This is a genomic window from Kitasatospora sp. MAA19 (assembly GCF_029894125.1).
Lineage (GTDB): Bacteria > Actinomycetota > Actinomycetes > Streptomycetales > Streptomycetaceae > Kitasatospora.
Genome location: NZ_JARXYZ010000009.1, coordinates 15138 through 39424 on the forward strand (window position 1 = coordinate 15138; position 24287 = coordinate 39424).

A 24287-nucleotide genomic window follows, 5' to 3' on the forward strand; every position below is an offset into this window, starting at 1 on the left:
CCTACAGCCGCGCCAGCCAGGTCGCGATCTCGTCGATCGCCGCCGGCACGACGTGCCCCGGTCGCGCGTAGTCGGCCGGAGTGGCGGGGCCGGTGCCGGCGCAGAACTGGTGATCGGCGTCCTCGTGCACCCGGATCGTCACCTCGGTCCGATCAGCGAAAGCGGCCTGCCAACGTGTCAGGTCGTCGGCGACGGTGACCTGGTAGTCCCGCCCGCCCTGGAGGATCAGCATCGGTCGGCCGAGTCCGGCCGCGGTGGCCACCGGGTCGTACGCCCGCAGGTCGAGCCAGTAGGCGGCGGAGAACCCGAGCGGCAGCAGCTCCGACGGCGTGTCGGCCGTGAGCTCGGGGCCGGCCACCAACGCGGCCTGCCGGGCCAGTGTCGCCAGCGCCTCGTCCGTGATCGAGCCGGGGGCGAGCGCCGCGAGGTGACGGGCCACCCGGACCACCGCCTCGTGCATCGGCTGGGCGTCCGCGGCGAGCAGCACCAGGCCCGCGATCGACGGGTCGGCGGCGGCGATGCGGGGTGCCACCTTGCCGCCCATGCTGTGGCCGAGCAGGTGGATCCGGTCCGGGGCCACCTCGAGCTGCCCCTGGAGGAGGCGGACGGCGGCGAGTGCATCCGGCAGGTACTCGTCGGCCATGGTGAAGTCCGCCGGCAGGCGCTCCGGGTGCGCGAAGGTCACCTTGTCGAAGCGCAGCACGGCCACCTGCCGGGTGGCGAGCCCCCAGGCGAGGTCCTTGAGCGGCTTGTTGGGGCCGCTGCTCTCGTCCCGGTCGAACGCGCCGCCGCCGCTGAGCAGCACGGCGGCGGGCCACGGTCCGGGGCCGACGGGAAGCGTCAGCGTGCCGGGCACCGCGAGCGGACCGGTACCGAGCACGACCTCCCGCTCGGTGAACCGGGCCGGATCCGCGTAGTGCGGCGGCTGCCACTCGGCGCCGCCGTCCCGGTCGAACCGCAGGCCGTGCAGCAGGCCGTCACCGCCGACCGACGTCACCACGGTGAAGCCGCCGTTCGCGCAGGCCACCGGGATCCGAACGCGCACCAGGTCACCTTCTCCGGGCTCGCTCGCCGGCTCCCCGATCAGCCCCACGCCACCCTGTTCCGCGATCTGGGCCGCCCACGCGAGCCGCAGCGCATCGGCGGACACCGCGGCCCGCAGGGGCGGCGCGAACAGCTCCACGGTCTCCGCGAACGCCTCCGCCCGCAGCAGCGCGGCAAAGCCCCGCGCCACCTCCAGTGTCCCCACCTCATCCATTCGCATGGGTGAGAACACTAGCGAGAACGATCGGGCATGGACTCCCCGGGTCAGTGGCCGCCCCTGGGTTCGACGCAGCCGCCGTCCAGGTACCTGCCGTGCGGGTGGACGGCATGCGGTGAGGTCAGCGATCCGCTGATACAGGGGCCGACTTCGGGGATCTCCAGAGCGAATCCGGGTGCGGCGTCGGAGGGGTGCACGTCGGTGTTCCTGGCGGGGTAGCCGAGGCCTTCGAGGACGGCGCGGAGATCGGCTTCGCTGAGGGTGGCCGACGTGCCGCCACGCCGGCGGCCACCACTGTGCTCGCGTTCCTCATCGACCTTTCCCCCCTTGATCGTTGTCCCATCGTCGCGCGCGGGCGCGGCGCTGTGGGTCAGCTCGCGAAGGGGCCGGTGCTGCCGAAGGCCAGCCGGGTGAAGTGGTCGGCGATACGGCGGTGGCCGGCCTGGTCGGGGTGCAGGTCGTCGGGGAGCGGGTGTTCGTCGTGGTCGGTCTCCCCGTAGAGCGAACGGCCGTCCAGGTAGTGCAGGTTGGGGTCGCCGTCGGCCACCCGGGCGGCGACGATGCGGGCGAGTTCGGCCCGGATCACGGCGAGGGTCAGGCGGCCGGCGGCGGTGTCGGCCGGGTCGCCGGTGGCCCGGAAGCGAAGGGTCCCGGTGCTGAAGTCGGCGGCGAGGGGGCCGGGGGTGTCCTCCTGGATCGGGCAGAGGACGGACGAGACCACGAGCAGGGGCGTGGCCGGGTGGCCTTCGCGGACGGTGTCCAGGAAGCCGTGGACCGCCGGGGCGAAGGCGCGCAGGCGCATCACGTCGGTGTTGACGAGGTTGATGCCGATCTTGAGGCTGATCAGGTCGGCGGGGGTGTCACGGATGGCGCGGGCGGTGAAGGGGTCGAGCAGGGCGCTGCCGCCGAAGCCGAGGTTGACCAGGTCGACGCCGGCGCCGGCAGCGGCCATGGCGGGCCAAGTACCGGTCGGGTGAGTGGCGTTGGAGCCGTGGCTGATCGAGCTGCCGTGGTGCAGCCAGCGCCTGCGGCCGGTGTCCGGGGCCGGGGTGACGGGGGCGTCGGTGTCGAGGGCGATGAGTTCGGTGGTCTCCGTGTGCGGGAGCCAGATCTCGACGGTCTTGTCCCGGGCGGGCAGGCCGGTGAACCGGGCGGTGCCGGGCGGGCCCTGGGTCAGCTCGACGCGTCCGGTGCTCAGGTCAATGGTGCGCAGGTTGCCGCCGGACACCGTGGTCTGTGCGGCCAACCGGCCGTCCACGAGGAGGTCGTACACCCCGTCGGGCGGGGTGGGCACGCCCGGGTAGACCCGTTTGGTGGGGACGGTGTGCAGGTCGATCGCGGTGGCGCGGGTGCGGAAGGCCAGCCGGACGCCGGAGGGCTGGGACTCGGCGATCGCGAGCTGCTCGTCGGGGATCTGCCGACGGGCCCGGGCGGGCAGGCGGTGCGGCAGCAGGCCGCGCTCGGTGTGCTCGACGTCGAGGTGGCCGTGGAGCAGGGCCTCGGTGACGGGGGTGGTGATCGGGAGGGCTGTGCTGGAGGGGGTGGTGTGCGAAGTGTTCATGGCTGTCTCGTCGAGTTCGTCGGGGGGGTCTTCGGCGGGGTTCGTCAGGCGTGCCGAGGCACGGCGCCCTGGCGCAGCAGGGCGTCGAGGGAGTCGATGATCCAGGTCCAGGACGCCTGCGGGTCGACGGCGGTGTGGCTGAAGCTGCCCGCCGCCTCCAGGCTGATGTAGCCGTGGAAGACGCTGCCGAGCATGCGGACCGCGTGGGTCTGGTCCGGTTCGGCCAGGTCGTAGCCGCGCAGCAGGGCCCGGCTCATCTGCGCGTGCCGCACGCCCGCGCTGGCGGCGGCCGTCGCGTGGTCCAGGCGCAGCCGGGTGGCGTCGTAGCGGCCCGGGTGGCGGGCGGCGTAGTCGCGGTAGGCGTCGGCGAAGGCGGCGAGGGCGTCCCGGCCGGACCGGCCCGCGAGGGCGTCGGCGACGAGGTCGGCGAGCTCTTCGAGGGCGTGCAGGGCGATGCGGGTCTTGAGGTCCTGGGAGCTCTTGACGTGCGAGTACAGGCTGGCGGTCTGGACGCCGAAGCGTCGTGCCAGCGCGGCGACCGTGACCTGGTCGAATCCGACCTCGTCCGCGAGTTCCGCACCCGCGACGACGAGGCGTTGCGTACTGAGTCCTACCCGTGCCATGAGCTTCCTCCCATCCGGCTATAGCCAGTATGGGATTACCTACATGGTTTAGGCAAATGGCAAACGAGTGGCAAACGAGTGCACTTCAGGTGGCCCCGGAGCCACCGGGCTCAGCCCGCCAGGATCACCGTGTCCGCCGGCCCGGAGAAGCCGGCCTGCTGCGCCGGGACCCCGGCGGCCGCGAGGCGGCGGTGCTCCTGCGGGCTGACGCCGCGGACGCGCTTGAAGGCCGCCGAGAGGGCGAAGGCGTTGCTGTAGCCGACCTTGCGTGCCGCGAAGGCGACGGTGCACTCGGGTTCGCGCAGCAGGTCGGCGGCGACGGCCAGGCGCCAGCCCGCCAGGTAGGCCATCGGCGGTTCGCCGACCAGCGCGGTGAAGCGGCGGGCCAGTCCCGCCCGCGACACCCCGACCTTCTGGGCGAGGTCGGCGACCGTCCAGGCGGTGGCCGGGTCGTCGTGCATCAGCCGCAGCACCGGCCCGACGACGGCGTCGTGCTGAGCCCGGTACCAGGCGGGGGCGCCGGAGTCGGGGGCGGCGAGCCAGGAGCGCAGGACGGAGACGACCAGCAGGTCCAGGATGCGGTCCAGGACGAGCTCCTGGCCGGGCTCGTTGCGCCCTATCTCGGCGGCCAGCAGGTGCACCAGGGTGTCGTCCGCGCCGGTGCCGGCCGGGCGCACCAGCAGGGCGGGCAGGCAGCCGAGCAGGCGCTGGCCGATCTCGTGCTCGGCCTGGTAGGTGCCGGACAGGACCACCGAGGAGGCCTGATCGCCCTCCCGGCCCTGCCCCCAGGTCCGGACGCCGAGCGACATCACCTCGGAGACGTCGACCCCGCCGCGGGTGCAGACCTGTCCGGGGCCGACGATCACGTCCACGGGGGTGTCGGGGTCGTCCGCCACCGTGTACGGTTCCGGGCCGCGCACGATCGCCACGTCGCCGGGGTGCAGCAGCAGCGGGGTACCCCGCTCGGGCAGGATCCACGCCTCTCCGCGGACCATCGTCACCACCGACAGCGGGGCCCGGTCCTCGATCCGCAGCGACCACGGCGGGGTGAGGATCGAGCGCAGCAGGAACGCGCCGCGGGCCTTGGGGCCGTCGAGGAGTCCCGTCAGAGTGTCCATGGGACCCAAGTGTAGACGGCAGGACATCATTTGACGTCTCGTCATTTGAGAGGGTCTTGAGCGATCGAGGTGGCCCGAGCGGCCCGGATGCCGGATGATCGGCGCACGGGGGACGGACCGATACGCAGAGACAGTGAGGGGCTACGAAGATGGAACTGGCACGCACACTCGTACTGGTGGCGGCCACCGTCACCTGCGGACTGACCGCCGGGCTGTTCTACGCCTACGCGTGCTCGGTCATGCCCGCGCTCGCGCGGGTCGAGGACCGCGCGTTCATCGAGGTCATGCAGCGCGTCAACGTGGCGATCCTGAACGGCTGGTTCGTCCTCGGCTTCGTCGGCGCCCTCCTCAGCACCGGCGCCGCCGTCGCCCTCCACCTCCCCTCCGACGGCCACCACGCACTACCCGCCACCATCGCCGCCCTCGTGCTCTACGTCGCCGCGATCGGCGTCACCCGCTCCGTCAACATCCCGCTCAACGACGAACTCGCCGCCGCCGGCGAACCCAAGCGCATCACCGACCCCGCCGGCGTCCGAAGCCGCTTCGAAGCCCGCTGGGTCCGCTTCAACGTGCTACGCGCCCTGCTCTGCACCGCCGCCCTCGGCTGCCTCGCCTGGGCGCTGATCCTGCACGGCCAGGCCTGACGAAGCGGCCTGCCGGAGCGCCCTGCCGGAGCGGCCTGCCGCGGCCGACCGGTCGGGGCGCGATCACGCCTTCGAACTCCCGCTCGCGTAGCGGGAGTTCGAAGGCGTGATCCGCTATCCGCAGAGAGTGCCGAAGGTGTACCCGCGCGCCTTGAGGGTGGACAGGATCGTCGGCAGCGCGGCGGCCGTCTGGCCGCGGTTGCCGCCGCCGTCGTGCATCAGGACCACCGAGCCCGGGCGGACGTGGTTCAGCACCCGCGACTGGATGGCCGCCGTCCCCGGCCGGGACCAGTCGGCCGGATCCACCGACCACAGCACCACCTGCTTGCCGAGCGCCGCCGCGCGCGAGCGCACCGCGCCGTTGACCGCGCCGTACGGCGGGCGCAGGCAGCTGGGGGTGCGACCGGTCTGGGCGCGGATCGCCCGGTCCGTGTCGGTCACCTGGGCGTTGAGGGCGGATCCGGAGAGCCTGCGCAGGTCCGGGTGCGACCAGGAGTGGTTCTGCACGCTGTGGCCCGCCCGGGCGACCTGCCCGGTGAGCCCGGGATGGGCGGCGACGTTCTGCCCGATCTCGAAGAAGGTCGCGCGCACCCCGTAGCGGGCGAGGATCCCGAGGATCTCGGGCGTGTACGCGGGGCTGGGGCCGTCGTCGAAAGTGAGGTAGACGACCTTTCCACCCTTGCCCGCCGCGTCCGCCCTGCCCCCCGCCGCCTCGGCCGGGGCCGCGGGCACCGCGACCGCCGCTCCGGCCAGCAGCGCGACGGCGAGTGCGCCGATCGTGGCCCTGAACCCTCCAACTGACCTACGCCTGCCGGAATGTGCGACCATGCCTGCCCCCTGCCCGTGAGGTCGGAACTGCCCTGTACCGCCCAGTCTGCGCCGAAGGGCGCTGCCTCCGCGACCGGCCGGGGGCGAATTCGGCCAGCCGCTCGGCGGGTTGACCAGCGGCGGGGCCGAGAGCCCGGGCATGCCGACCGCCCCCGGCGGGATCCACCGGAGGCGGTGCGGCAACCCCGCTGCGGGGCCCGAGCGTTCGGAGCGCGAGGACCGTCCGACGCGCAAGCGCTCAGCGCATGGACGTCCAGCGCACACGGACGTTCAGCGCGAGGCGCGGCCGTGCAGGACCAGGGACCGGGTCAGAGCGGCCAGCCCCGCCGTGCAGAGCAGCGTGCGCAGCATGTTGGTGGCCACCCAGGTGCCCTCGAACTTGGCGCGCACGCCGGCGAAGTCGGTGATCTGGGACGGGTCGCCGGCCTGCGCCAGCTGGTTGTTGAGCGGGATGTTGACGCCCATCGTGACCATCAGCGCCACCACGTAGAGCACCGTCGCCGCGGCCGCCCACAGCGCCGCCTGCCGACGCCCGGCCTTGTGCTGCAGCCAGGCCGCCACGCCCGTCGCGACGAAGGCGCCGACGAAGACCAGGCCGAACATCCCGTTCTCGATCGACTTGTTGATGTGCTGCATCGCCGTCACGTACGTCCGGTCGTCGCCGGCCGCCAGGCCCGGCATCACCGACACGTCGAAGGCGAAGAACAGGCCCGCCATCAGGCCCATGGCGATGGTCGCGCCCACGAGGACGGGCCCGGCGGCCTTGCTCCGCGCGGCGGGGGCCGCCGACGTCGGGGCGCCCGGCGCGAGGCCGCTGAAGGAGGGTGGAGCGGTGTAGGAAGCAGGGGTCGCGGACTGGTTCGAGCGCATCGGTAATCCTTCGGTTTCTCCCCGGCCCCCGCCCAGCGCGGGGGCCGTCACGGTACCGGGCACCGGCTTCCGCACCCCTCCCGGATCGGCCCGGGCGGACGGTCAGGAAGCCGGCGAGGCCCGGCACCGACGATCAACGGAACTGACTGGCACGGCGGTCGGGCGGTGCCGCGGGTGGATCGGCGGGCGGCTCACACGTTCCACACGCCCGAGGCCGCGGCCTCACGGGCGAAGTCGGCGAAATCCCTCGGCTCACGACCCAACGCCCGCCGCACCCCGTCCCCCAACGACGCGTTACGACCGTCCAGGATCACCGAGAACAACTCCGCGAAGTCCCCCGGCAACCCCGCCTCCTCCAACACCCGCCGATACGACTCCCCCGACACCGCCTCGAACCGCACCACCCGCCCCGTCGCCCGCGACAACTCCACCGCCACATCCCCGAACGACAACAACCGCGGCCCCGTCAGCTCATACACCTCCCCCGCATGCCCCGCCCGCGTCAACGCCGCCACCGCCACCTCCGCGATGTCCTCCGCATCCACGAACGGCTCCACCGCACCCCCCACCGGCAACGCCAACTCCCCCACCCGCACCGGATCCAGGAAGAAGCTCTCACTGAAGTTCTGGTTGAACCACGCACACCGCACCACCGTCCACGCGGCCCCCGACTCCATCACCGCCTTCTCCCCCGCCTCCGCCGCCTCCTCGCCACGCCCCGACAACAACACCAACCGCCCCACCCCACGCTCCACCGCCAACCGCGCGAACGCCCCCACCGCCTCCACCGCCCCCGGAAACGCCAGATCCGGGTAATACGTCAGATACGCCGCACTCACCCCCTCCAACGCCGCACCCCACGTCCCCTCGTCATGCCAGTCGAACGGCACCGCCCCCGACCGCGACCCCACCCGCACCCCGTACCCCGACACCGACAACCGCTCCGCCACCCGCCGACCCGTCTTACCCGTGCCACCCACCACGAGCACCACACCGGCATCGACCGGAAGATCCACAACACCCTTGGCAACCACAGCAGCCACCCCATTCGGAGAAGAAGAAGTCGAAGAAACCAGCGGACTCGGGCGATCCTGCGAACCCGGTCGGTCCGTCCTCATGTCCACCAGTCAAATCCACTCCGAGCCGGCGAACCATAGCCTCCACACTCACATCCATGCGCGAGCGTCTATGTCCCCCGGCGGGCCCCGAACCGCGAGGCCACACCTCCTCCGCCATCCACCAGAACACACCCGGCCCGCCGCCAACCACCGCCCTCGACCCCGTCTCCAGCGGCCCTGTAGCGCGCACACACCGCACCCACACACCACCCGCGGCCGCCGGGTGCGGGAAGTGCCGGAGAACGGCGGAAAACACCGTGCCGCGGCCGTGCGATTCGGTGGCGAACCATACGGGGGGCGGGAATTCACGGGTAACGCGGAGCCCAAGCGGCACCGGCGGAAACCCCGCGGGGCCGGCGGCGCCGGGCCGGCCAGATGAACCACCCGCTCTGCCGCGCCGAGGGCATCCCGCTCCTCGGTAGCGGCGGGACGGACCTGCGGGCGGGCTTCGCGGCCGCGCTGCGGGCCCGACCCCGGCCCCCGCCCCGGCCCCGGCCAGGCGTGGTGGTGGTGCTGACGGAGGGCCAGATCCGGTGGCCGTCGGCGCCGCCGCCGTGCCGCACGGTGGTGGGCCGGTTCCCCCGGCCCAGCCCGCCCCGGGCCGTCCGCGAGGTGAACCCGGAGCACAGCCGGACGCGCCGCCCGGGTGGGCGCGGGTGGTCACCATCAGGTGAGTCCCCCGCGCTCGGGGCGGCGCGTCGGGGCCGGCTCGGCAGGTCAGCCGACCATGGCCGCCAGGACGCTGCGCCAGTCCTCGCCGGGCTCCAGGGTCAGCGGGCCGGCCAAGGCCTCGGCCCGGTAGTGCCAGGGGCGGCGGAGTTCCGGGTCCGCGTCGGGGCGCAGGTCGAGCGGGCTGGCGGAGTCGAGCAGGCGCAGGAGCTCGCCGGTGAAGTCCGCCCAGGAGACGTGCCCGCTGACGGCGTTGACGATCCGGCCGGCGGCGGGGCTCCGGTCCGCGACGCAGGCGGCGAGCGCCCGGGCCAGCGCGGCGGAGTGCACCCAGGACGCGCCGTACCAGCTGGGGCGGTCGCCGGGGGCGGGGGCGGGGAGGGCGATCGGCTGCCCGGCCAGCGCGGCCTGGTAGAGGGCGCCGGTGGAGCCCCAGCGGAGCTGGTCGCGCAGGCGCTGCTGCGGGCCCCAGACGATCGGGGCGCGGACCGCCGTGGCGGGGCCCCGGCCGGTGGCGGCGGCGTCGAACAGGATGCGCTCGCAGTCCAGCTTGGCCTGCCCGTACGGGGTGACCGGTTCGCCGGTCGGGCCGCCTTCGGCGACGTCGGTGCCGGCCGGGCGGCCGTAGGCGTCGATGCTGCTGACGAAGACGAACGGGCCGCCGCGCCAGCCGTCGACCAGGGCGCGCATCGCGGCGAGGTCGACGGCGTGCTCGGTGAAGGTGCAGGCGGCGTGGATGACGGCGTCGACGCCTTCGACCGCGCGGCGCAGGCCGTCGAGGTCGCCGAGGTCGCCCTCGACCACCTCGGCGCCGTGCAGGGCGGGCAGGTGGGCGGACTCGGGCCGGACCAGGGCCCGGACGGGGCGGCCCTGCGCCATCAGCTCCTGCAGGACGGCCGCACCGACACCACCGGTGGCGCCGGTGAGCAGCACGGTGCCCGCGCGGGAGCGGGCGCCCGGGCGGGCACCGGTGCGGGCGGGCGCGGCACGACGCTCGTCCTCACGGGTGGCGAGCAGCGCGGCGAGGGCGCGCGGGGTGCGCTGCTCCAGCACGTCCAGGCCGGTGAGCGGCAGGCCGGTGCGGGTGCGCAGACGCTCGGCGAGCTGGACGGCGACGAGGGAGTGGCCGCCGAGGGCGAAGAAGTCGCCGTCGGCGGACGGGGTGGCGCCGAGCAGTTCGCCGAAGGCCGTCCGGACGGCGTCGAGCGGGCCGGTCCGCGCCGGGGTGGTCGGGGCGGCGCCGGGCAGCCGGTCGCCGTCGGGGGTGCCGTCGGGCCGGCGCGGCAGCCGGTCCACCAGGGTGACGGCGAGCGGGAGTCGGCCGGGCGCGAGGTGGCGGCGCAGCGCGGCGCGCAGTTCGGCGCCGGTCGGGGCGACGGGGCCGCGCACCACGGCGTAGGCGAGCGGCGGTCCGTCGGCGCTCTCGACAACGGCCGCCTCGACCACCCGGGGATCGGCCGTCAGCCCGGCGACGACCGGGTGCCGGTCGGCGGCCAGGCGGGTGCCGGGGAGTGCGGAGAGGGGGCGGTCGGGGTCGGCGGCGACGGCGGCGAGCAGGTCCGCGAAGGCGGCGAGCAGCTGTTCGGCGGTGCCCTCGTCCAGGGCGTCCCGGTCGTGCTGGACCAGGCAACGCGGCTGCGGGCCGTCCTCGACCAGCAGGGTGAGGCCGAACTTGGCCAGGCCCAGGTCGAGTTCGACGTCCTCGGCGGTGAGGCCGGGAAGCGTGAACGGCTCGGCGGGGCGGACGAGGTCGCAGCTGACGGACAGCAGCGGGGTGCCGTCGGCGCCGCGGGCCGCCGCGCCGAGCCGCTCGACGACCAGGTCGAAGGGGATCTCGTGGTGCTGCTGGGCGTCGAGCAGGGCGGCCCGGGCCCGGGTGAGGACGTCGGTGAAGGTCGGGTCGCCGGCCAGGTCGGCGCGGACGGCGAGGGTGTTGACGCCGAGGCCGACGGTGCGGCGCAGTTCGGGCCGCAGGCGCTGGCCGCTGGCGCAGCCGAGGGTGAGGTCGGCCTGGTCGGCGGCGGTGCGCAGGGTCGCGAAGGCGGCGGCCAGGACGACGGCGAACAGGGTGGCGCCGTGCCGGGCGCCGAGTCGGCGCAGGCCGTCCACGGTGGCGGGGGCGAGCGGGGCGGTGTGCAGGGCGGCCCGGCGCTCGCGCGCGCCGGAGGGGACGGGCCGCAGCAGCGCCAGCGGGCGGGCGCCGGCCAGGTGTGCGGCGCGGGCGTCGGCGGCGGCGGTGAGTTCGGCGTCGCGGGCGCGTTCCTGCCGGGCGTACTCGGCGTACGACGGCCCGGCCGGCGGGAGTTGCGGCGGCAGGCCGTCGCGGGCGGCGGCGTAGAGGGCGGCGAGGTCGGCCGCGAGGACGGGCAGCGAGCCGCCGTCGACGGCGATGTGATGGATCGTCAGCAGCAGGGTGTGGTCCTGCGGGCCGTGCCGCAGCAGCAGGGCGCGCAGGACCGGCCCGGTGGCGAGGTCGAAGGGGCGGGCGGCCTCCGCGGCGAGCAGGGCGGGGGCGTTGTTCCCGGCGCCGTTCTCCCAGGTGGCGTCCACCGTGCGCAGCGGCACCGGGCCGACCGGGTCGGCCTGCTGGTACGGCTCGTCGCCCTGGCGGCCGTAGCGGGTGCGCAGGGCGGCGTGCCGCTCGGTGAGGCCGGTGAGGGCGGTGGCGAGGGCGGCGGGGTCGAGCGGTCCGCGCAGGCGGGTGGCGAGCGGGACGTTGTAGAGGGCGCCGCCCTGGCCGAGGTGGTCCATCAGCCACATCCGCTGCTGGGCGTGCGAGAGCGGGGCGGGGCCGGCCGGTCCGGCTTCCTGGTCCGCCGGGCGCCCGCCGGTGGCGGGGCGGTTGCGGCGGGCGCGGCGCAGCAGGTCGGCCTGGTCGGCGGCCTGGTGCTCGGGGGCGGTCATCGGGTGGCTCCTTGCGGGGTTTCGTCGTGTGCGGCGCGCAGGGCGCGTTCGAGCAGGTCGGCCTGGCCGGCGACGGTGGGGTGGCCGAGGAAGTCGGCGAGCGAGAGTTCGACACCGAGGTCTTCGCGGAGGTCGTCGACGACCCACATGGCGAGCAGCGAGTGGCCGCCCTCGGCGAGGAAGTCGGCGACCGGGTCGGTGATCGGGCGTTCCAGGGCGCGGGTCCAGGCGTCGGCGACGGCCTGCTGGATCGGGCTGAGGGCGGCGGCGGTGCCGGGCCCGTCCGCGGCCGGGTCGCCGACGGCGGCGAGGGCGCGGCGGTCGATCTTGCCGGTGCCGGTCAGCGGCAGGGCGGCGAGCACGGTCCAGGCGGTGGGCACCAGGTGGGCGGGCAGCCGTTCGGCGAGCCGGGTGCGGAGCGTCTCGACGGCCGGGCGGCTGCCGTCGGCGAGGACGAGGCAGGCGGCCAGCGCGGCGTCGGTGTGCCCGGCCCGGCGGACCACGACGGCCGCCTCGGCCACCTCGGGGAACTGCAGCAGCGCGTGCTCGACCTCGCCGGGTTCGATCCGGAAGCCGCGGACCTTCACCTGGTCGTCGGTGCGGCCGTGGAACTCCAGTGCGCCGTCGGGGCGTTGGCGGACGAGGTCGCCGCTGCGGTAGGCGCGCCCGGTGCCCGGGAGGTCGCGGAAGCGCTCGGCGGTCAGCTCCGGCCGGTTCAGGTAACCCTGGGCGAGCCGGCCGCCGGCGATCCACAGTTCGCCGACGGTGCCGGGCGGCACCGGTGCGAACTGCTCGTCGAGGACGAGGGTGCGGGCGCCGCCGAAGGCTCGGCCGATCGGGACCGGGCCGGTGGTGCAGTCGGCCGGGGTGATCCGGTGCAGGGTGGTGAAGGTGGTGGCCTCGGTCGGCCCGTAGACGTTGAAGAGTTCGAGCCAGGGGAAGGCGCGCAGCACCGCCCCGGCGTACTCGGGCGACAGGGCCTCGCCGCCGACGGCCAGGGTGCGCAGCACGCCGAAGATCCGGGACTGCCGGGCGGCCAGGTGGTGGAAGAGGGCGGTGGTGATGAACACGGTGGTGACGCCGAACCGCTCGACGTCGCGGACGAGTTCCTCGGCGGTGGGCCGGTCGCTCGGGGAGATGGCGACGGCGGCGCCGCGGGCCAGCGGGGCCCAGAGTTCGAAGGTGGAGGCGTCGAAGCTGACCGTGGAGTGGAAGAGCACCCGGTCGCGGGGGCCGAGCGTGAACGCGTCGGGGGCGGCGACCAGGTCGGCGACGGCGCTGTGCGGGACGATGACGCCCTTGGGGCGGCCGGTGGAGCCCGAGGTGTAGAAGAGCAGGGCGGGCGCGGCCGGGTCGGCGGCGTCGAGTGCACCGCCTCCGCCGGCGGCGGCAGCGGAGTCGGCGTCGAAGTCGGCGTCGTGTTCGGCCAGGACGAGGGTCGAGGTCAGGGCGAGGGTCTGCTCCTCGGCCAGTCCGGCGCCGGCGAGCAGCGCCTTGTCGCCGAGGACGAGCCGGACGCCGGCGTCCCCGGTCATCTCGGCGATCCGCGGGCGCGGGTAGCCGGGGTCGAGCGGGACGACGTGGCCGCCGGCCCGCCAGATCGCCAGCTGGGCGACGACCAGGCGGGTCGAACGGGCGCAGAGCAGGCCGACGGCGCTGCCGGGGCCGACCCCGCGGGCGGTCAGTGCGGCGGCCAGTCGGGCCGAACCGTCGAGTAGTTGACGGTACGTCAGAGCAGTGTCGCCGTCGGTCACGGCGAGCGCGTCGGGGCGCTCCTGGGCGTGCCGGGCGATCAGGTCCGGGAGAGTTGCGGTGGGCATGGTGATTCCCTTCCGGGCGCCCCGGCGGCCAACGGCCGGGGCGCCCTGCGCAGGTCGTACGGGCGGGCGGTCTCAGGGCCGGTCAGGGCCGGTCAGGGCCGCTGGACCTGAGGTCCAGGTCCAGCGGCCCCTCGGGCCTAGACGGTGGCAGCGGCGGCCGGCTGCCGCTCCGCCACCAGCCGGGCGACGGCCCGCAGGTCGGGCTGGCGCAGCACCAGGGGCGCCCGCAGCCGCACCCCGTACTCCTCCTCCAGCGCCTCCAGCAGCCGTGCGGCGGCGAGCGAATTTCCGCCCGCGGCGAGGAAGTTGTCGGAGGGCCCGAGGTCGGCGCGGCCGAGCAGCTCGCGGCAGAGCCGCAGCACGGTGCGCTCGGTGGGCGTGGCGCCCTCCTCCCCCGCCGCCGGCTCGTCCGGGGCCGGTGCGAGGAGCAGCGCGGCCCGGTCGACCTTGCCGTTGGCGTCCAGCGGGAAGGTGTCGACCAGGCGGACGGCCGCCGGGACGGCCTGCTCGGGCAGCCACGGCCGGACGCCCACCAGCAGGTCCTCGGCGCCACCCGCCGCGGCCCCGGCGACGGTCTGGACGAAGGCGAGCAGCCGGACGCCGCCCGCCGGTGCCGGTGCGGCCGCGACCACGGCCCGCCGCACCCGCACGTCGCGCTCGAACGCGGCCTCGACCTCGGCGGGTTCGATCCGCACCCCGCTGACCTTGACCTGGTCGTCGAGCCGCCCCTGGAACTCCAGCACGCCGTCGGCCCGCATCACCACCCGGTCGCCGCTGCGGTAGACCCGGTCGATGCCGTCCACGCCGGCCGGCACGCCGACGAAGCGGCGGGCGGTCAGCTCGGGGTCGAGGTAGCCGGCGGCGAGCCCGCGGCCGCCGATGCGCAGCTCGCCGGCCTGACCTCGCGGCACCGGTCGGCCGTCCTCGTCGGTGACCAGGACGACCGCGCCCGCAATCGGCAGCCCGATCGGCGGTGCGCCGGCGCCGTGGTCGAGGCCGGGCGCCATGGTGTGCACCGTGGTGGTGACGGTGGCCTCGGCGGGCCCGTAGGCGTTGTGGACGGTCGCGGTGACGTCCGGGCCGGGGGCCCGGCGCAGCCGGTCTCCGCCGATGGTGAGGTGGCGCAGCGTCAGCCCCTGCGGCCAGGGCCGCGCCAGGATCGGCTCGGCGAGCGGGGTGGGCAGGATGCTGACGGTGACGCCGGCCTCGCGCCACCAGTCGGTGAGCGCGCCGGAGTCCCAGCGGACGGCCTCGGGCGCGATGGCGAGCGCGGCGCCGGAGGTGAGGGTGGCCCACAGCTCCAGGACGTGCGGGTCGAAGGACACCCCGATCAGCAGGCTGTGCCGCTGGCCGGGGCCGAGGCCGGTCAGCTCGCGGTACCACTGCAGCACCGCGCCGAGGGCGGGCTCGCCGACCGCGACGGCCTTGGGGGTGCCGGTCGAGCCGGAGGTGAGCACCGCGTAGTGGGTGCCGACGGGCACGTCCACCTGCTCGCCGGGGACGAGGGCGGCGACCGCGCCGGTGGGCAGGCCCAGCGCCAGCCGCTCGTCGGAGTGCGGCAGTCCGGCCGGGTCGCCGACCAGGCAGGCGGGCCTCAGCTGCTCGGCGACGGCCTGCAACCGGCGTTCGCCGGGGCGCGCCCCGAGCGGCAGGTGGACGGCGCCGAGCTTGGCGGTGGCGAGGGTGACGGCGACCAGGTCGACCGAGTGGCCGAGGCAGACGCCGACCAGGTCGCCGGGGCGGACCCGCTCGCGCAGCGCCTCGGCCACCGTGTCGGCGAGGCGGTCGAGTTCGGCATAGCTGTAGGTGTGCGCGCCGTCGACCAGGGCGGGCGCGTCGGGGGTGCGGTGCACCCAGGTGGCGAACAGGTCGAGGACCGCGCCGTCCTGATGCGGACGGCCGTACCCGATGCTCAGGGATTCCATCATCGTCTCCAGGTGATTGACGGTTGACTGACAGCTTGTTGACGATCCGTCAGTTCAGGCCCATGGCCCGGGCGACGATCACCTTCTGGACCTCGGAGGTCCCCTCGATGATCGTGGTCATCCGCACGTAGCGGTACAGGAACTCCAGCGGGTGGCCGCGCACCCAGCCGGTGGCGCCGTGCACCTGGAGCGAGCGGTCCACCGCGCGCACGGCGGTTTCGGAGGCGGTGAGCTTGGCGAGCGCCGCGTTCTCGGGTGCCTCGGTGCCGTCGTCGACCAGCCGGGCGCAGGCGAGGGTGAGCAGCTTGGAGCACTCCACCTCGGCCCGGGTGCTCACCAGGTGCTCCTGGACGTGCTGGTACTCGCCGATCACCCGGCCGAAGGCGCGCCGCTCGCGGGCGTACTCGGTACCGATGCGCAGCGCGTACTCGGCGATGCCGTTGCACATCGCGGCGACGACCAGGCGGCCCCGGGAGAGGCTGTCCATGGCGAGGGCGGTGGCCGCGCCGACGCCCTCCTCGCCGCCGATCACGGCGTCGGTGGAGACGGTGACCTGGTCGAGCAGCAGCTCGAACAGCGGCTCGCCGGACATGCCCTCGTAGCGCTGGCCGATCCGCAGGCCGGGCTGGTCCATCGGGAGGACGAAGGCGGTGGCGCCGGCGGTCGGCCCGGCGCCCTCGCCGAGGTCGGTGGCGGTGACGACGAGGGTCAGGCCGGCCCGCTCGGCGTTGCTGACGAAGGTCTTGCGGCCGTTCAGCACCCAGCCGTCACCGGTGCGCACGGCGGTGGTGGTGAGGCGGAACGCGTCCGAGCCGGCGTGCGGCTCGGTGAGGGCGAGGCAGCGGGTCTGCTCGCCGCGCACCAGCGGGACGAGGTGGCGCTCGATCTGCTCGGGGGTGCCGTGCCGCAGCAGCGGGCTGGGGCCGTCGGAGCCGGCCAGGGCGTACGGCGCGAGCGGGCAGCCGCTGCGCCCGGCGGCGTGGTGCAGCAGCACGACGGCGGTGAACGGCATGCCGGCGCCGCCGAGTTCCTCGGGGTAGTCGCCGGCGTAGAAGCCGAGCGCGGCGGAGCGCTTGCGGACGTAGGCCCGCAGTTCGGCCGGTATCTCGTCGGCTGTTTCGGGCAGTTCGGCGGCCAGCGGGACGAGTTCGCGGCGGACGAAGCTCTCGAAGGCCTCGACGATCTCGCGGTGGCCGTCCTCCAGGACGGCGGAGGGGGCGCTCATGCGGCGTCTCCGGTGAGGGCGCGAGCCTGGTCGGCCAGGACGGCGTGGCGGAACAGGGTGCGCAGCGGCGGGCGGCTGCCCAGGTGCGGCTCCAGCCAGGCGGCGAGCTGGGCGGCGAGCAGCGAGTGGCCGCCGACCTCGAAGAAGTGGGATTCGGCGGTGAAGCGGTCGTGGCCGAGCACCTCGCGCCAGGCGGCGGCGATCAGTTCCTGGCCGGGGTCGGCGAAGGCGCTTACGGCGGCCGGGCCCGTCTCCTGCGCGGGGGCCTCGCCGGCGAGCCGGGCGAGGGCGGCGCGGTCGGGCTTGCCGCCGAGCAGGGTGGGCATCGCCTCGACGGTCGTCCAGGTGGCGGGGACGAGCCCGCCGGGCAGGCGCTGGGCGAGGGCGGCGTGCAGGGCGGCCTGGTCGGGGCGGTCGGCGCCCTCCAGGAAACCGACCAGGCGGGGGCCGGTCTGCGGGTCGTCGTGCAGCACCACCGCGCAGAAGCGGCCGCCGAGTTCGGCCGAGGCGGCGGCCTCGATCTCCTCCAGTTCGATCCGGTGGCCGCGCAGCTTGACCTGGTTGTCGGAGCGGCCGAGGAAGCGAAGCCGGCCGCGCAGGTCGCGGTGGCCGCGGTCGCCGGTGCGGTAGACCCGGGCACCGTCGAGGGCGGGCACGGTGACGAAGCGGGCGGCGGTCGGCTCCGGCAGGCCGAGGTAGCCGTCGGCCACCATGGCTCCGCCGATGGCGAGTTCGCCGACGCAGCCGGCCGGGAGCGGTCGCAGCGTCTCGTCCAGGACGTACACGCGCGCGCCGTCCAGTTCGGCGCCGAGCGGGATCTCGGCGTCCTCGGCCACGTCAGCGGCGGTGACCTCGTACACCGTGGAGGTGACGGTGGCCTCGGTGACTCCGTAGGCGTTCACCACGGTGGTGGCCTCGGTCAGGCCGGCCAGCGCGCGGGCGGGCAGGCGCTCGCCGCCGAGGACGAGCAGCCGGGGCGACCAGCGGCCGTCGCGCAGCGCCTCGGACAGGTCCTCGCGGACGGCCAGCAGGTAGCTAGTCGGCAGGTTCGCGACGGTGACGCCGCGGGCGGCCAGCACGGCGACGAGTTCGGGCCCGGTGGGCACCTCGCGCTGCGGCACGACCAGGGCGGCGCCGGCCGCGAGCGCGGGCAGCACCTCCTCCAGCGCCACGTCGAAGGACGGGCGGGCGAACATCAGCACCCGGTCGGCGGGGGCCAGTTCGTAGCGGGCGGCGATCGCGGCGACGTACCCGGCGAGCGCGTCGCGGCCGACCAGGACGGGCTTGGGCACGCCGGTGGAGCCGGAGGTGTGGATCAGGTACGCGGCGCCGTCCAGCACGGCGGCGGGCTCGGCCTTGGGGAAGGCCGGGCCGTCCAGCAGCGCGGGGGTGACGCCCTCGGCGGGCAGCGCGAGCGCGCTCTGCCGGGTGGCCAGGACCAGGGCCGGGGCGAGCCGGTCCAGCAGCAGGCCGAGCCGGGCGGCCGGGTCCTCGGCGGACAGCGGCGCGTAGACGGCGCCGTACCGCAGGCAGGCGAGCAGGGCGACCACGTTGTCCACGCCGCGCGGCAGGACGGCGGCCACCGGCTGGCCGGGGACGACGCCGGCGGAGCGCATCCGCTCGACCAACTCGGCGACTCGGCGGTCGAGTTCGCCGTAGCTGAGTCGCTCGGCGCCGGCGATCAGGGCGAGCGCGGTGGGGTCGTGGGCGGCGGCCGGGTCGAGGCCGGCCGGGGTGACGGCGGCGGCGGGCTCAGCGGCCGGGGCGGGGTCGAGCGCGGCGATCGGGGCCTCGGGCCGGTCCAGGTAGCAGCGCAGCAGCTCCAGCAGGCGCTCGGACAGCAGGGTGGCCTCGGCCTCGCCGAAGAGGTCCGCGTCGTAGTCCCAGACCAGGGTCATCCCGGCGGCGCCGTGCTTCTCGCCGACCACCCGGCGGTCGTCGGGCAGCAGCACCAGGTCGAGGTCGAAGCGGGTGGTGCCGGTGTTGAAGCCCTCGTACAGCGAGACCTCCAGCCCGGGCGCCTGGACGTCCGGCAGCGCCGCGTCGTGCGCGCTGAACATCACGTTGAACAGCGGATTGTCGGCGCCGCCGGTGTGCAGCCCGAGCCGGCGGGTCAGTTCCTGGACCGGCAGGTCCTGGTACGGGAGCGCGCGCAGCAGGACGTCGGTCACCTCGTCGACGGCCTCGGTGCCGGGAACGGCCGGGTCCAGCCGCAGGCGCAGCGGGACGGTGTTCACGAACATGCCGACGGTGCCCTCGAAGCCCGCCGGGCGGTTGCCGACGGCGGTGCCGACCACGAGTTCGCGGTGGCCTGCGTGGCGGCGCAGCAGTTCGGCGAAGAGCGCGAGCAGGGTGCTGAACGGGGTATGCCCGTCCTCCTTGCTGCGGGCGCGCAGCCGCTCGGCCAGGTCGGCGCCGATCGCCTGGCGCAGCTGCCCGCCACGGTGGCGGCGCACGGCGCCGGGGGTGGCCAGCCCGGGCAGGGTGACCTCGCGCGGGGCGTCGGTCAGCTCCCGCAGCCAGAAGGCGAGCGCGCGCTCGCGGGCGTCCGGGTCGACGGCCGTCCGGGCGTGCTGCTCGTACGAGGGGGCCTCGGACAGCTGGTAGGGCTCGTCCAGGACGTGGGCGCGGTAGACGGTGAACAGATCGCGCAGCAGGATCGCGAAGGAGTGGCCGTCGTGGACGAGGTGGTGCTCGACGTGGACGAGCCGGTGGTGGTCCTCGCCGAGGCGCACCAGGTGCCAGCGCAGCAGCGGCGCCTTGGTGGTGTCCAGCGGTTCCTCGGCCTCGGCGGCGAGCAGGGCCCGGAAGGCGGCCTCCGGGTCGGCCTCGGCGGTGAAGTCGCTGCGGCGCAGCAGCGGTTCGCACCGCTCGGCGACCCGCTGGCCGGGCAGGCCCTCCGGGCGGGCGACCAACTCCAGGCGCAGGCCCGGGTGGTGGCCGAGGACGGCGGCCAGCGCGACGCGCAGCGCCGGCTCGTCGAGGGTGCCCCAGAGGTCGAGCACGGCGGTGAAGTTGTACGCACGACTGCCCGGCAGCATCTGCTCGTGCAGCCAGACGATCTCCTGCGAGGAGGAGAGCGCGAACATCGGTGACTCCCTTGTGTGGTGGGCGTGTTGGCACTGCGGTGGCGGGGCGGGCGTGGATGGCCCGGCCCTGGTGCCGGGCGCGCCGGGGTGATGGCGCGCTTCGGCGGCCCGACGGTTCGGCGGTCAGGTGATCAGGTGATCAGGTGATCAGGTGGCCGGACGGTCGGGCGGTCAGGCGGTCAGGCGGTCAGTGGATTCGGCGGTTCGGTGGTCAGGCGGTTCGGTGTCGGGGGCTCGGGGCCCGGGGGCCGGTGCGGTCCGGGGCCGGTGACGTCCGGAGCCGGTCAGGCAGGCTGCAGGTGGCGGCGCAGCGTGGCGAGCAGGTCGTCGAAGGCGGCCCGGGCGGTGGCCTCCGGGAACCGTTCGCGGTCCCAGGCGAGGCGGACCAGCAGGTCGTCGCCGTGCGCGGCGGCGACCGCGAGCGGCGCGGCGAGCGGCCGCCCCGCCAGGTGGGTCTCCCGGCCGGGCACCCCGCCGAGCACCAGGGGCGGGCGCCGGTGCAGGTCCTCCAGAGTGAGCATGCCGTCCAGGGCGCCGGACCACGGGGACCCGGCCGTCCGGGCGGCCCGGACCACCTCGTCGAACGGCGTGTCGGCGTGGTCGAGATCCTTCCACCAGGCGTCGGCGAGGTCGTCCAGAGCGGTGGCCGCGCCGGGTGCGGCGGGGTGCACCAGGGTGTTGAGGAAGCAGCCGAGCGCGGCGGGCGCTCCGGGCGGTCGGCCGCCCCACGGGTACCCGAGCGCGAGCTGCCCGTCGGTCTGGTGCAGCCGGTGCGCGGCGGCCGCGGTGGCGTCCAGCAGGGCGGGGAAGAAGGCGGTGCGGGCGGCCCCCTCGGCGGCGGGCAGCCGGTGGCTGAGCATGCCGGTGGCTTCCGTCGCTCCCCCGCCAGTCCCGGTGATGCCGCCGAGCCGGCGGCCCCAGTGGGCGTGTGCGGCGGGGCCGGCGGCGGCGCTCTCGGCGGCCAGTTGCAGGTCGATGGCCTCCCGGTAGGCCGCCAGGGCAGCCTGGTCGGGAGCGGACGCGGCGGCGGAACCGGACGCGGCGCCGTCGGCCCCGGACACGGCACCACGGGAACCGGGCGCGGCGGCCTCGTCCCGCGCGTAGGCGTCGGTGAGTTCGGCCGTCAGGATGCCGAGCGACTGCTCGTCGCAGGCCGCGTGGTCCACCGCGAGGGCGAGCAGTTCCTCCTCGCCGTCCGGTTCCCGGGCCACCAGCAGGCGCAGCGTCGGCCCGTCCGCGGGCCAGTCCAGCAGCGCCTCGCGCAGGGCCGAGCGGGCGGTGCCACCGGGGGCGACGGCGACCTGCGCGGCCTCGGTCGAGGGGGCGCCGACCCGCAGGACGGGCGTACCGCGGACGGTCGTGAAGCCGCCGCACAGTGCCGGGTGCCGGACGGCCGTCGCGGTGGCGGCGCGGCCCAGCCGGGGCAGGTCGATGGTGCCGCGCGGGTAGGCGAGGAACAGCGGGACGACGTCGGGGCGCCCCTGTGCCGCGAGCCTGCGGGTGATCAGGAACCGGCGTTGGGCGCCGGTCAGCGGGAGCAGTTCCACCGGGGAGTCGGCGGCGGCGGAGCGGTACCGGGCGAGGTAGGCGGCGGTGATGCTGGCGTGCACGGAACGATCTCCGGTTTCCGGTCTCGGTTCGGTTCAGGCATCAGGCGTCAGGCGTCAGGCGTCAGGCGTCGGACGTCATGCGGCGGGGCTCGCGGCGGGCTCCTCCTCGGCCGTGGCGGCGGTGTCGGTCGGGAGGTCCCGCAGCCGGCGCAGCGGCGACAGCAGCAGCGGCACCGGGACGAGCAGGAAGCCCGCCGCACACAGCCACAGCGCGGCGCGCGGCCCGGCCGCGTCGGCGACGGCGCCGCCGGCCAGCGCGCCGAGCGGCAGCGTGCCCCAGACCAGGAAACGCATGGTGGCGTTCATCCGGCCGAGCAGCTCCGGCGGGCAGAGGCTCTGCCGGAAGCTCACCTGGGCGACGTTGTAGGCCACCGCGCCGAACAGCACCACCGCCGAGGCGATCCCGAACAGCACCACGCCCGCGCCGCGGCCCGACAGCGGCCACAGCACCGCGAACGGCGCCGTCACCACGGTGGCGAGCCAGATCAACCGGGCCTGGCCGAACCGGGCCGCGAGCCGCCCCGCACACAGCGCCCCGGCCAGGCCGCCGACGGCGGAGGCCGAGAGCAGCAGGCCGATCGCGCCCGGTGCCAGGTGGAGCACCCGCACCCAGAACACCGTCTGCACGGCCGCCAGCACGGCGGCGAACAGGTTGGACACCGCGGTGGCGGTGGCGATCGCCCGCAGCAGCGGGTGCCCGAGCACGAAGCGGACGCCCTCGGCGACCTCGGCGCGCAGCGAGCGCCCCGGCTCCGGCTCCGGCCTGGGCTCCTCGACCCGGATCCGGACGAGCAGCAGTGCGGAGGCGAGGTAGCCGCAGGCGTCGGCCACGATGGCGAGCGGCGCGCCGAGCAGCTGGACCAGGCCGCCGCCGAGCCCCGGCCCGACGATCTGTGCCGAGGAGCGGACCGTCTCGATCGCCCCGTTGCCGCCGACCAGTTGCTCGCGCGGCAGGACGGACGGCAGGAAGGACTGGTGGGCCACGTCGAAGAAGACCGTCGCCACCCCGGTGACCAGCGCCACCAGGTAGAGCTGGGCCATGGTCAGCACGCCGAACGCGGCGGCCGGCGGGATCGAGCCGACGGCGAGGCAGCGCACCACGTCGGCGCGGATCAGGACCGGGAGCTTGCGCATCCGGTCCAGCCACGCGCCGGCCGGCAGGCCGACCAGCAGGAACGCGGCGGTCTCGGCGGCGGTCAGCAGGCCGACCTCGAAGGGCGTGGCGTCGAGCACCACCACCGCCACCAACGGCAGGGCGACCAGGGTGACCTGACTGCCGGTCTGGGCCGTCGCGGCCCCGGAGAGCAGGAGTCGGAAGTCGCGGTGGCCGAGCAGGCGGTTTCGGCTGGGACTAGGCGTCTCGTTCATCAGTGCGACTCTCGGTCACCTCTCCACTACCGGGCAACCATCGCGTCCGTTTCCGGACGAACCACGGGTCGGCCGGATCACGCCACTCCCCCGGGCAGTCCTGACGATTCCCTGACGACCGCCCGCGGACCTGCCGGGACGCCCGCACAGCCCGCTCACCAGCACCGCACCAGCGCCGCACCGGCAGCACGGCCGCGCGGGCCGCCGCGGGCGCCGCTCGTCCAATTCGCCGTCCGCTATTCGGACATCAGCATTCCGGCCACCGGACGCCATAACTCAACTTGGCTTGATCATGCAACACATTGACCATCCGTCACCTGATCGTGATATCAGGCACATCGACGGCTCCCGTCGAACAATGCCCTCCGCAGCGCCGACGGCAAAACCCGGGCACCACAGCGCGGGGCGAGCCGCAGTCCGGCCCGCCGCACCGCCGCACGCCACCGCCCTGAACGGCTCGGCCGAGACGCGCCGGCCAGGTCGTCCCCGCTCAGGCCGCCTCCCGGCAGGTCACCGCCAGCACCGCCATGTCGTCGTCCCGTGGCCCGCCCGCCCACCGCTCCACGTCCGTCACCAGCGCGTCGACGACCGCCTCCGGACCGTCGAACGGGCCGAGCGGGCCGAGACCGAGCAGCGGATCGTAGAACTCCCCGGCCGCATCCCGGGCCTCGGTCACCCCGTCGGTCACCAGCAGCAGCGTGCACCCCGGTGGGAACGGCCGGCTCTCCGGCTCCGACCGCGCCCCGCCCAGCGCGCCCAGCCCGAGCGGCAGCCCCGGATCGACGGCGTCCAGCCGCCGGACCGCGTCCGGGCCGCCCAGCAGGTACGGCCCCGGGTGCCCGCAGTCGAGCGTGCGCACGACGTCCTCGCCCGGCGGGAACTCGACCAGCAGCGCGGTGATGAACCCCTCCAGCCGGGCCTCCCCGGTCATCTGCGCGCGCTCCCGGACGACCGCCCGCTCCAGCCCGTCGGCCAGCGCCACGAGGTCCGGCGCGCGGTGCGCGTCCTCCCGGAAGGCGCCGAGCAGCACCGACACCACGCCCACCGCCTGCAACCCCTTGCCCCGCACGTCCGCGATCAGCACCCGCACGCCGTACGGGGTCGCCTGCAGGGCGTACGCGTCGCCGCCGATCAGGGCCTCGGTCTGCGCCGCCCGGTAGCAGGCCGCGATCGACAGCCGCCCCACCCGTGGCGGCGGCTGGGGCAGCACCGCCCGCTGGGCGGCCTCGGCCACCGACCGCACCTGCGCCAGCCGCCGCCCGTGGCGGTCGACGACCCGGTTGACCCAGACCCCGAGCAGTGCGGCGAAGACCGTGTTCACCAGCTCCAGGTAGCCGTCCTGGGTGCCGATGCTGCCGTCCCGCACGGCCAGCACCAGGATGCCGGCCACACTGGCCACGCCCACCATGAGGGTGTACCGCAGCGTCAGCAGCGCGCCGGACAGCACGGCGGCCGCCGCGAGCAGCGGATCACCCCAGTAGTTGTCCGGCTCGAACGAGTTCCACACGAGTCCGCCGACGATCAGCAACCAGGGCATGAGCCGCACGTACAGCGGCCACTGCGCGGACCTCGGGGCCATCGGAGACCTTGCCTCCCGTCTCGGCCTCCCGTCTCGCCACCAATCCGGAAGGAGTTATTCCGATCCTAGTCACCC

16 protein-coding genes and 1 pseudogene are annotated in these 24287 nt (G+C 75.3%); 2 read left to right on the forward strand and 15 right to left on the reverse strand.

Annotation, left to right across the window (positions count from 1 at the left end; translation table 11 throughout):
- Position 1 precedes the first annotated feature (1 nt).
- From P3T27_RS16095 to P3T27_RS16110, 4 genes are all read right to left on the reverse strand, one after another.
- Positions 2-1264 carry an alpha/beta fold hydrolase gene (locus tag P3T27_RS16095; protein ID WP_280678886.1) on the reverse strand — a complete coding sequence of 421 codons (1263 nt, stop codon included), beginning with the start codon at positions 1262-1264 and terminating at the stop codon, positions 2-4.
- 367 nt (positions 1265-1631) lie between these two features.
- On the reverse strand, positions 1632-2822 hold the full coding sequence (locus tag P3T27_RS16100; RefSeq protein WP_280678888.1) for an SGNH/GDSL hydrolase family protein: 1191 nt from the start codon (positions 2820-2822) through the stop codon (positions 1632-1634).
- A gap of 44 nt (positions 2823-2866) precedes the next feature.
- Positions 2867-3445 (reverse strand): TetR/AcrR family transcriptional regulator, encoded by a 579-nt coding sequence (locus tag P3T27_RS16105; RefSeq protein WP_280678890.1) that lies wholly within the window; start codon positions 3443-3445, stop codon positions 2867-2869.
- A 110-nt stretch (positions 3446-3555) separates the two neighbouring features.
- A complete protein-coding gene (locus P3T27_RS16110) occupies positions 3556-4563 on the reverse strand; it encodes an AraC family transcriptional regulator (RefSeq protein WP_280678892.1) in 1008 nt (335 codons plus the stop codon).
- Between the two features lie 149 nt (positions 4564-4712).
- On the opposite strand from P3T27_RS16110, the gene P3T27_RS16115 reads away from it, so the two are divergent.
- Positions 4713-5207, forward strand: a complete 495-nt coding sequence (locus P3T27_RS16115; RefSeq protein ID WP_280678894.1) for an anthrone oxygenase family protein — start codon at positions 4713-4715, stop codon at positions 5205-5207.
- A gap of 114 nt (positions 5208-5321) precedes the next feature.
- Here P3T27_RS16115 and P3T27_RS16120 read toward each other — a convergent pair whose 3' ends face one another.
- The 3 genes from P3T27_RS16120 to P3T27_RS16130 all read right to left on the reverse strand — a co-directional run bounded on the left by P3T27_RS16120 (position 5322) and on the right by P3T27_RS16130 (position 7939).
- Positions 5322-6035: a polysaccharide deacetylase family protein gene (locus P3T27_RS16120; protein WP_280678896.1), complete on the reverse strand. Its 714-nt coding sequence runs from the start codon at positions 6033-6035 to the stop codon at positions 5322-5324.
- 270 nt (positions 6036-6305) lie between these two features.
- A complete protein-coding gene (locus tag P3T27_RS16125) occupies positions 6306-6905 on the reverse strand; it encodes an anthrone oxygenase family protein (RefSeq protein WP_280678898.1) in 600 nt (199 codons plus the stop codon).
- A 191-nt stretch (positions 6906-7096) separates the two neighbouring features.
- Entirely contained in the window at positions 7097-7939 is an 843-nt protein-coding gene (locus P3T27_RS16130) for an NmrA family transcriptional regulator (protein ID WP_280678900.1), read from the reverse strand.
- A 465-nt stretch (positions 7940-8404) separates the two neighbouring features.
- Between P3T27_RS16130 and P3T27_RS16135 the strand changes: the two are divergent.
- Positions 8405-8697 (forward strand): annotated as a pseudogene (locus P3T27_RS16135) (hypothetical protein); the annotation flags it as partial.
- 43 nt (positions 8698-8740) lie between these two features.
- On the opposite strand, the gene P3T27_RS16140 reads toward P3T27_RS16135, so the two are convergent.
- The 8 genes from P3T27_RS16140 to P3T27_RS16175 all read right to left on the reverse strand — a co-directional run bounded on the left by P3T27_RS16140 (position 8741) and on the right by P3T27_RS16175 (position 24212).
- Positions 8741-11596, reverse strand: coding sequence for a condensation domain-containing protein (locus P3T27_RS16140; RefSeq protein WP_280678902.1), 2856 nt, complete (start codon positions 11594-11596; stop codon positions 8741-8743).
- Positions 11593-13416: a non-ribosomal peptide synthetase gene (locus P3T27_RS16145; protein ID WP_280678904.1), complete on the reverse strand. Its 1824-nt coding sequence runs from the start codon at positions 13414-13416 to the stop codon at positions 11593-11595. The genes P3T27_RS16140 and P3T27_RS16145 overlap by 4 nt, the downstream gene beginning before the upstream one ends.
- Positions 13417-13553: 137 nt before the next feature.
- On the reverse strand, positions 13554-15344 hold the full coding sequence (locus P3T27_RS16150) for an AMP-binding protein (protein ID WP_280678906.1): 1791 nt from the start codon (positions 15342-15344) through the stop codon (positions 13554-13556).
- A 46-nt stretch (positions 15345-15390) separates the two neighbouring features.
- The gene (locus tag P3T27_RS16155) at positions 15391-16566 is read right to left on the reverse strand and encodes an acyl-CoA dehydrogenase family protein (RefSeq protein ID WP_280678908.1); all 1176 of its coding nucleotides are present in this window, start codon (positions 16564-16566) and stop codon (positions 15391-15393) included.
- Positions 16563-19655, reverse strand: a complete 3093-nt coding sequence (locus P3T27_RS16160; RefSeq protein ID WP_280678910.1) for an amino acid adenylation domain-containing protein — start codon at positions 19653-19655, stop codon at positions 16563-16565. Before P3T27_RS16160 ends, P3T27_RS16155 begins: the two co-directional genes overlap by 4 nt.
- Before the next feature lie 284 nt (positions 19656-19939).
- The gene (locus tag P3T27_RS16165) at positions 19940-21265 is read right to left on the reverse strand and encodes a non-ribosomal peptide synthetase (RefSeq protein ID WP_280678912.1); all 1326 of its coding nucleotides are present in this window, start codon (positions 21263-21265) and stop codon (positions 19940-19942) included.
- Positions 21266-21340: 75 nt separating this feature from the next.
- Positions 21341-22633, reverse strand: a complete 1293-nt coding sequence (locus P3T27_RS16170; protein ID WP_280678914.1) for an MFS transporter — start codon at positions 22631-22633, stop codon at positions 21341-21343.
- 490 nt (positions 22634-23123) lie between these two features.
- Complete coding sequence (locus P3T27_RS16175) at positions 23124-24212, reverse strand: PP2C family protein-serine/threonine phosphatase (RefSeq protein ID WP_280678916.1); 1089 nt, start codon at positions 24210-24212, stop codon at positions 23124-23126.
- Positions 24213-24287: the final 75 nt, after the last annotated feature.